Annotated in this window: 2 protein-coding genes; both read left to right on the top strand. The window is 71.1% G+C overall.

Annotation, left to right across the window (positions count from 1 at the left end; translation table 11 throughout):
• A partial coding sequence (locus ACWFR4_RS47220; RefSeq protein ID WP_453657962.1) for a hypothetical protein occupies positions 1-403 on the top strand: 403 nt, incomplete at its 5' end.
• Positions 404-598: 195 nt separating this feature from the next.
• The gene (locus tag ACWFR4_RS47225; RefSeq protein WP_453657964.1) at positions 599-841 is read left to right on the top strand and encodes a hypothetical protein; all 243 of its coding nucleotides are present in this window, start codon (positions 599-601) and stop codon (positions 839-841) included.
• Positions 842-1,323: the final 482 nt, after the last annotated feature.

Genomic DNA, 1,323 nt, shown 5'->3' on the forward strand with positions numbered 1-1,323 from the left:
GGTCACGACCGATGAGGCGGAGCGGCGCGAGGCTGCGCGGATCGCCTCGCGAACCGGTCAGGAGCAGCCTCGCGAAACGCGCGACTCCCCCGCCGATCCTCTTCCCACGGCGACCTCGCGAGGCTCGCGACCGTCGTCGCAGAGCGGGGGCACGCCGAGCCGCGAGGCTCAGAAGGCTCGGCGCGAGGTCGCCGAACTGCACGCCGCGAGCCTCATCCTCGCGGACAAGCGGCCCACCGCCAAGGACTTCGGCGACCTCTACGGCCAAGCCGAGACCTGGGGCGGCGACCGATTCCGCGAGGCCTCGCAGCGACTCCGTCGCGACGCTGAGTTCCGGGACCGAGCCGAGGCGTTGAGGCTCGACCAGATGCTCACCAGCCCAACCATCCATCACACAGCGTAGTCATCGTGCGAAGCTCGCCAGCCTCTCACGAGCCCGGCTCCACGCCGGCCGGGCTTCGCACGACGGCGCTGGCTCATCCGCAGCGCCGACTGCGGCCCCCGGGCCGCCTCGACGAGCCATCGGTCCCAGCCGACGGGCCCGGCACAGCCGCGAGCTCTGCCATCCCATCCACGAAGAGAAGAAGGGAGCACCACCATGCCCATCCACACCTCCTCGCCGGGCACGGCTGCGCAGCCCGGCACGACGTTCCGGAGCGCCCTCGACGGGGACCTGCCCCACGGCTTCGTGCGGGCTGCCCGACCGCTGCGTCCTGTCCCGGACTTGAGCGAATACGACCCGGCCGAGCGCCGCATCCGTGAGCAGCTGCTCGCGATGGGTGTGCACCCGGGAGGATCCGCCCGCGAGCAGTCGCAGGCAAATGAGCGGGTGGACCTGTGACTGAGACCGATCACACCGCTCGGGGCGGCAGCAACTCCGGCAGCAGCAGCGCCGCTTCGCCTGAGTCCGACCCTCGCGCATCGAGCGGCGAGGCACGGGCCGATAAGCACCGGAGCGCACAAGCGGAGCCGAGCACGGACTGGTGGCGGGTGCGTCACCCCAGTCCTGCGCCGAGCTCCCCGACACAGGCTCCCGTACCCGGCTCCGACTGGTGGGGCGACCTCTACCACCACCAGGACGCGGACCTGGACACCCATTCCGGGACTCCACGCGCGGGACGAAATAGCCAGGTACGTCCTGGTAAGCCCGTGGTAGAGACCCCTCTTCAGGGAGGGGAGCCCCCGGAAGGGGAGGGGACGGGTCCCCGCCCGACTGACTCCATCCGGCCGCGGGTGGACAAGGAGCTGGACGAGGACGAGCACTCCGGCGACGATCGAGCTGCCTCCGCTCTGGCTCCAGACGACGCCGAACCGGAAGGCGAA

Source organism: Streptomyces sp. NPDC055140 (assembly GCF_053607285.1).